Annotated in this window: 6 protein-coding genes; 4 read left to right on the plus strand and 2 right to left on the minus strand. The window is 65.4% G+C overall.

Annotated elements, in window-relative coordinates; all coding sequences use genetic code 11:
* Positions 1 to 247: 247 nt before the first annotated feature.
* The 3 genes from ACDELDRAFT_RS17055 to ACDELDRAFT_RS17065 all read left to right on the plus strand — a co-directional run bounded on the left by ACDELDRAFT_RS17055 (position 248) and on the right by ACDELDRAFT_RS17065 (position 3,951).
* A complete protein-coding gene (locus ACDELDRAFT_RS17055; RefSeq protein ID WP_005799158.1) occupies positions 248 to 610 on the plus strand; it encodes an AtuA-related protein in 363 nt (120 codons plus the stop codon).
* 45 nt (positions 611 to 655) lie between these two features.
* Positions 656 to 1,648, plus strand: coding sequence for a Bug family tripartite tricarboxylate transporter substrate binding protein (locus ACDELDRAFT_RS17060; RefSeq protein ID WP_005799160.1), 993 nt, complete (start codon positions 656 to 658; stop codon positions 1,646 to 1,648).
* 182 nt (positions 1,649 to 1,830) lie between these two features.
* Positions 1,831 to 3,951 carry an alpha/beta hydrolase domain-containing protein gene (locus ACDELDRAFT_RS17065; RefSeq protein ID WP_005799162.1) on the plus strand — a complete coding sequence of 707 codons (2,121 nt, stop codon included), beginning with the start codon at positions 1,831 to 1,833 and terminating at the stop codon, positions 3,949 to 3,951.
* Between the two features lie 83 nt (positions 3,952 to 4,034).
* On the opposite strand, the gene ACDELDRAFT_RS24680 is transcribed toward ACDELDRAFT_RS17065, so the two are convergent.
* Positions 4,035 to 4,559: a hypothetical protein gene (locus ACDELDRAFT_RS24680; protein ID WP_157764946.1), complete on the minus strand. Its 525-nt coding sequence runs from the start codon at positions 4,557 to 4,559 to the stop codon at positions 4,035 to 4,037.
* Between the two features lie 193 nt (positions 4,560 to 4,752).
* On the opposite strand from ACDELDRAFT_RS24680, the gene ACDELDRAFT_RS17075 reads away from it, so the two are divergent.
* Positions 4,753 to 5,550 (plus strand): SDR family NAD(P)-dependent oxidoreductase, encoded by a 798-nt coding sequence (locus tag ACDELDRAFT_RS17075; RefSeq protein WP_040329687.1) that lies wholly within the window; start codon positions 4,753 to 4,755, stop codon positions 5,548 to 5,550.
* Between the two features lie 73 nt (positions 5,551 to 5,623).
* Here ACDELDRAFT_RS17075 and ACDELDRAFT_RS17080 read toward each other — a convergent pair.
* Positions 5,624 to 6,992, minus strand: a 1,369-nt coding sequence (locus ACDELDRAFT_RS17080; protein WP_040329689.1) for an MATE family efflux transporter, incomplete at its 5' end; no start/stop codon positions are given.

A 6,992-nucleotide genomic window follows, 5' to 3' on the forward strand; every position in this document is an offset into this window, starting at 1 on the left:
CGCGCCTGGGCACCGTGTCGTGCTTGGTGCCGCGCGAGGCTGTGGCCGTGCGTTTTGAGATGGTGGGCTAAGAAGCTGTGAACGAATCCCTCATGCCCGCTCGTGCCGCAGAAACGCACGCCCTCAGCGTTGCAAATGCTCGCCATAGCCCGAGCTATGGCTGTGCTTTGCGCCTTGATGGCGCACGTTTGTGCTGCCCGCTCGGCCACGCCGGATTCATTCACAGCTTCTGAGGAGTACACACACCATGACAACCACCATCACCGTTCCGCTTTATCGAGTTGCCCACAGCCGCACCGGCGACAAAGGCAACCGCTCCAACATCAGCGTCATCGCCTGGCACCCCGCGCTGTGGGATGTGCTGGTCGAACAAGTCACCGAGGCCGCCGTGGCACAGCAGTTTGCGCAGCGCCGCCCGCGCCAGGTCACACGCTACCTGCTGCCCCAGCTGCAGGCCATGAACATCGTGCTGGACGACGTGCTCGACGGTGGCGTGAACGACTCGCTCAACCTCGACAGCCATGGCAAGGCACTGAGCTACCTGCTGCTCGATATGCCCATCACCGTGCCCGCGCACCTGGCGCAGCACTTTGGCGGTCCCACGGCATAGACCTCCCGTTTCGCTTTTTCATCCATATCAACACCAGGAGACAACATGACCCATTCATCCCCCCGCCGCGCTCTGCTCGCCACTGCCGCCGTACTGGCGCTGGGTGCACTGCACGCCCCTGCTGCGCTGGCCCAGGCGGCCGGCGCCTACCCCGCCAAGGCCATCACCTTTGTCGTGCCCTTTGCCGCAGGCAGCGCCACCGACCAGCTGGCGCGCGCGCTGGGCCAGTCCATCACCAACGACACCAAGCAGCCCGTGGTCATCGACAACAAGGCGGGCGCCAGCGGCATGATCGCCGCGTCGGCCGTGGCCAAGTCGGCGGCCGATGGCTACAGCGTGCTCATCACCACCAACACCACACACGCCGCCAACGAGCACCTGTACAAAAAGCTCTCCTACGACCCGGTGAAGGACTTCGCCCCCGTCACTGGCCTGGGCAAAGGGGGGCAGGTGCTGGTGGTCAACGCCAGCGCGCCCTACAAAAACGTGGGCGAGCTGCTGGCCTTTGCCAAGAAGAACCCCGGCAAGCTCAGCTTTGGCAGCGGCAGCTCATCGAGCCGCATGGCGGGCGAAATGCTCAAGCAGCTGGCGGCCGTGGACATCCTGCACGTGCCCTACAAGAGCAACCCGCTGGCCATCACCGACCTGCTGGGCGGGCAGATCGATTTGATGATCACCGACACCTCCACCGGCGTGCCACAGGTCAAGGCGGGCAAGCTGCGCGCCCTGGGCTACTCCACGCAAAAGCGCAGCACCCAGCTGCCCGACGTGCCCACCATCGACGAAGCCGGTGTGAAGGGCTACGACATGGGCTACTGGTTTGCGGCCTACGTGCCAGCAGGCACGCCCGCGCCGGTGGTGGCGCGCCTGAACGAGCTGCTCACGGCAGCCACCAAGAGCGCTGCGGCCAGGAGCTTCTTTGAGAACGCGGGCTCCGAAGCCTGGACCACCACGCCCGATGAACTGGCCAAGTTCCAGGCTGCGGAGACGCAGAAGTGGGGCAAGGTGATCAAGGCCGCCGGGATCGAGGCCGAATAAGCCACCGGCCCACCCACAGGCCCACCCACCGGGCCGTTTCATTCCTTTTTGCTTCTCTCAGCCCGCCTTTGCTGGCAGGTCTGGGCGAAGCCTTGCCCGCGCGCAGCGCAACAGACGCTGCCGTTTTGTTCCAGAGCCGTTCCAGCGGCCCGCACCACCATCCATCCAAGGAGACAGACACCATGAAACCTCTTCGTGCATTCGGAAAACTCGCGCTCACGGCCGCCGCTGCAGCCGCCATCACGGCCTGCGGGGGCTCCAGCAACGATGCGCCCAAGGGCCCCGCGCTCAAGCTGGCGATCACCGCCACCGAAGCCTTCCCCGGCACCTATGGCGACGTGGGCGAATACGAGCGCGTGACCGGCACCATCAGCGGCGAGGTGGACCCCAAGGACCCCAAGAACGCAGTCATCCAGGACCTGGCCCTGGCGCCCACCAACGCCAACGGCTTGGTCGAGTACCAGGCCGACTTCGTCATGCTCAAGCCCAAGAACATGGCCAAGGCCAGCGGCGTGCTGCGCTACGACGCACCCAATCGCGGCAACATCCTCACCATGCTCAACCCCACGGCCACGCCCAGCGATGCGGTGTACCTGGAGCGGGGCTATGTGATGCTGTATTCGGCCTGGCAGGGTGATGTGCCCAAGAGCACCGCCGCGCGCCTGACGGTGACGGTGCCCGTGGCCAAGAACAAGGACGGTAGCAGCATCACCGGCCCCTACCGCGCCGAGCTGGTGCCCACGGCCGCCAGCCCTGCAATGACGCTGCCCGGCGGCGTGTTCAACGGCACCATGATTCCGTACGAACCCGCCAGCCTGGACAACACGCAACCCGGCTATTCGCTCACCCGCCGTGCCAACGAGACGGATGCACGCGTGCCTGTGCCCGCCAGCGACTGGAAGTTCGCCGCCTGCGACACGGGCACCAACTCCTTCCCCGGCACGCCCAGCCCCACCAGCGTGTGCCTCAAGGGCGGGTTTGACCCGGCCTATCTGTACGAGTTGGTCTATGTCGCCAAAGACCCCAAAGTGATGGGCGTGGGCCTGGCTGCGCTGCGCGACACGGTGAGCTTCTTCCGTAGCAAGGCGGCCGATTCCACCGGCACCCCCAACCCGCTCGCAGGCCGCATCACGCACACGCTGGGGCAGGGCACCTCGCAGTCGGGCAACGCCATGAAGACCTTTCTGCACCTGGGCTTCAACCAGGCGCTGGATGGCGGCAAGGTGTTTGATGGCATGTATGCCCACGTGGCGGCGCGCCAGACCAACATCAACACCCGCTTTGCCGTGCCCGGTGGCGGCGGTGGCCTGCGTACCGACCACACGGCTTTCGGCCAGACGGCACCGCGCGGGCTGGACAAGGACTACCAGGACGACATCAGCGGCCGCCAGGGCGGCGTGATGAAGCGCTGCGCCGCCACCAACACCTGCCCCAAGTTCTTCCTGGGCCTGTCGGGCACCGAGTTCTGGCAGCTGCAGGGCTCGCCCGTGCTGACCGATGCCAACGGCACCAAGGACCTGGTGCAGCCCGAAAACGCCCGCATCTACTACTACGCCAGTACCCAGCACGGTGGGGCAGGGGGCACTGCCAGCATTGCCTATGCGCCCACACGCGCCACGTACCCCACGGGCACGGTGGTGCAGTTCAACGACACCTTCCGCGCGCTGTTCCTCAACCTCGAAGACTGGGTGGTGCGCGGCACGCAGCCACCCGCCAGCCAGGTGCCCAAGCTGGCCGACGGCACGCTGGTGCGGCCGGAGGCACTGGCCTTTCCGGCCATGAAGGGGCTGACCTGGGCGGTGGGCGGCGTGCAGACGGCGATCCCGGACTTCAGCTACCGGGGCCTGTACAACAACTTCCCGCTGTTCGACTTTGGCCCGCAGTACATCCCGCAGGACGAGGCCGGCATTGCCACCGTGCTGCCTCCGCGCAACCTGGGCCGCGACTACGCCATCCTGGTGCCACAGGTCGATGCAAGCACGGGCCTCACCCGCGCCGGCATTCGCAGCGTGGAGGCGCGTGCGCCGCTGGGCACCAGCATCGAGTTCAACTATGTGGCCACACCCGGCATCACCGACCTGGCCAACCTCACGGGCAGCTTCATCCCCTTCCACAAGACGCGCGCCGCGCGGCTGGCAGCGGGCGACGCACGGCCGTCGCTGGAGGAGCTGTATGGCACGCAGGATGGGTATGTGGCTGCTGTGACGCAGGCCGCCAACGACCTGGTGGCACAGCGCCTGCTGCTGCCGCGCGATGCGGACCTGCAGATTGCGCGCGCCAAGGCCGCTGCCGTGCTGCCTTGACCGAGGCGGGGGCGCCGTTTGAGGCGCCCCCGCTTTGGCCTGGCTTCACTTTCGAAGCGAGGACAACGTGAAGGCAAAAATAATTATCGGCACTTGGTATATATACGCAACTGCTGTTTGCACTGGGCAATCTGTGGATGGCGCAGGAAGCGCATCATGGCGCTGCAGGGATAGTTGCGCCTGCAGGGTGCCAAAGCGGCACCACAATGCCTGAAACAGGCCTGCAAACGGTGCCAAACTGACCCAAAAAGCAGATTGCGCAGGCATCGGGCGAACCTGCGCTCGGCATCAGGCTGCGCCGGTTTGGGCTGCTGCCGGATGCCACCTGTTGCACTCAGGATGGTGTGAATGGAGGTATGCGATCGGTCAAACAGCTTGCCGATCTCGTGCAAGGTATCGCCAGCTTTCCGGCGATCCCACATCAAGGCCTTCTGGGCTTCGGTGTCGAATCGGGCGCTCAAAAAGTTGCGAGCCTGATGGAGAGCGCCTTGCGACTGAATTTTCGGCTGAAAGCCCCCGATGACTGAAGAATCCACGTCTTGACGAGCCTTGTAGGGCCGGTTACCAAAATTTCTGAGGTGGTTACCAAGATTCTGTTGAGCCGACATGTCGCCTTGCGCCTTGCCTACTGGCTCGGTCTGTGACTTAACATAATATACATCGTATCTAGTATTGGAAGTGCTCTGATACGGCAGCTTCGGCATCCAGACAAGCAGGAAATCATGCGTGCCCCTTGCACCCCAAGAGACATTCTAGAAGTCCAAAGCCCGCGATACCCGGGCAACCGGCTACCATGCCGCCATGACTTCACCTGCACCTGTCTCCCCGGCTTCTTCCGTTCACTTTGGCCATCTGGGTCGCGTATGCCTCGTCACGGGCGCGGCGCAAGGGATTGGGGAGGCCTGCGTGCGCCGGTTTGCGGCCGAGGGGGCGCGTTGCGTGATTGTCGATGTGGACGATGTGCGCGGTGAATTGCTGGCGCGTGAGCTGGGGGCGCTGTATGTGCATTGCGATGTGGGCGACAAGGCGCAGGTGAACGCGCTGGTTGCCCACACGCTGCAGACCCATGGACGCATCGACGTGCTGGTCAACAACGCGGGCATCTTTCGCGCGGCCGATTTTCTTGATGTCACCGAGGCAGACTTCGATGCTGTGCTGCGCGTCAACCTCAAGGGCGCTTTCCTGGTCGGCCAGGCCGTGGCCCGTTCCATGGTGGCCACGGGCGGCGGCGCCATTGTCAACATGAGTTCGGTCAACGGCGTGCTCGCCATCCCCAACATCTCAAGCTACAACGTCAGCAAAGGCGGTGTAAACCAGCTCACGCGTGTGATGGCGCTGGCATTGGCTGACAAGAACATCCGCGTGAACGCAGTGGCCCCCGGAACCATTGCGACGGAACTGGCTGCCAAAGCAGTGCTGACCAGCGACGAGGCCAAACACAAGATCATGAGCCGCACCCCGATGAAGCGGCTGGGCGAGCCCTCGGAGGTGGCCGATGTGGTGGCGTGGCTGGCCAGCGACGCGGCCAGCTATGTCACCGGCGAGATCGTGACAGTGGATGGCGGGCGCATGACGCTCAACTACACCGTCCCGGTATAGAACCCCCTTCGCTGCGAATTTGATAGCTTGTGGCGCTTATGGCATAAGCGCTACCGGTCGCTTTTGCTCAATTTCATGCTTGCGGCAGGCGCTGCTGCAGCCCAGCGGGGCTGCGCGGCCAGCCCACTGGTCCGAACCACGCCCCTCCCGCAATCGCCCAGGCATTGACCACACCGTACGTCACCAGCGCCGCGCCTTGCGCGGCGAACACAGCCGCCAGGCCGCCCTCCCAGCGCAGGGCCAGCCACCCGCCGGTGACGGCCACGGCCAGCCGGGCGATGTTGCCGATCACGGGCCACGCCAGGCGCCCTGCCCCTTGCGATGCAAAGTACAGCACCAGGCCCAGACCGAAAAAGCCGTAGACGGGGCCGACGGTGCGCAGGTACAGCGCACCAGCCTCCAGCATCGCCGGGTCACTGTTGAACAGCGACAGCCAGGCGCGCGGAAACGTCGCCGCCCACACACCGATCGTCTCGGCCATCGCAAACGCCAGGGCGGCGCCGATCCACGTGGCCCGCAAGGCGCGCTCGCGCTGGCCCGCGCCGATGCAGGTGCCCACCATGGCGACCAACGGTGCGCCCAGGCCGAACACCAGCGGCACCAGCAGGTATTCGAGCCGCGATGCCGTGCCGTAGCCAGCGATGGCCGCCGTACCAAAGCCGCCCACCAGCGCGGTGGTGACGCCAATGGCCAGGTTGGTGGCCAGCGTCGAAACCATGCCCACCAGCCCAACCCTCAGGATGTCCTTGAACAAGAACCAGCGCAACCGCAAATGCGCCAGCGACGGCCGCAGCAGGCTGCGGGGCGACCACAGGTAAGCCGCCAGCACCACACTGCCCACCAGGTAGTACCCCAGCAGCGCCATGGCGCCCCCGGCAATTCCAAGCCCTGGCAGCGGCCCACCACCAAAGATGAGCAGCGGCGACAAGGGAACGAGCACGCTGGCGCCCAGCACGGTCACGTAAGCCGGCACAGCCATGTTGCCAGTGCCGCGGATCACCGCCGACAGCGTGTTGAACAGCCACACCAGAAACGCACCAGAAAACACCCAGTTTGAATACAGCAGGGCCGCTTCCAGCGCTGCGCCCGTGCCGCCCATGCGGGTGTAGAGCCAGCGCCCTCCTCCCACCACGGCCAGCGCAAAGATCAGCGCAAACACCGCTGCAATGACCAGCGCATGCAGAACCAGCGCATCGGCATCGCCCCGCCGCCGCGCACCCAGCGCCCGCGCGATGGCCGACGCAGTGCCGCCCCCCATGGCGCCGGCCGAGGTCATCTGCATCAACATCACCACAGGAAAAACCAGCGCCATGCCCGCCAGCGCGTCGGTGCCCAGTTTGCCCACGAAGTAGGTCTCGATGAGGCCCACGCCGGCCTGCGCCAGCATCACCAGCACGTTGGGCGCCGCCAGCCGCAGCAACGTGGGCACGATGGGCGCCTCC

This window comes from Acidovorax delafieldii 2AN (assembly GCF_000175235.1).
GTDB lineage: Bacteria > Pseudomonadota > Gammaproteobacteria > Burkholderiales > Burkholderiaceae_C > Acidovorax > Acidovorax delafieldii_B.

Excerpts from the sequence above, each read along its gene's own strand:
- ACDELDRAFT_RS17055 (WP_005799158.1), top strand. The coding sequence starts at position 248 with ATGACAACCACCATCACCGTTCCGCTTTATCGAGTTGCCCACAGCCGC.
- ACDELDRAFT_RS17060 (WP_005799160.1), top strand. The coding sequence starts at position 656 with ATGACCCATTCATCCCCCCGCCGCGCTCTGCTCGCCACTGCCGCCGTA.
- ACDELDRAFT_RS17065 (WP_005799162.1), top strand. The coding sequence starts at position 1,831 with ATGAAACCTCTTCGTGCATTCGGAAAACTCGCGCTCACGGCCGCCGCT.
- ACDELDRAFT_RS24680 (WP_157764946.1), bottom strand. The coding sequence starts at position 4,559 with ATGTCGGCTCAACAGAATCTTGGTAACCACCTCAGAAATTTTGGTAAC.
- ACDELDRAFT_RS17075 (WP_040329687.1), top strand. The coding sequence starts at position 4,753 with ATGACTTCACCTGCACCTGTCTCCCCGGCTTCTTCCGTTCACTTTGGC.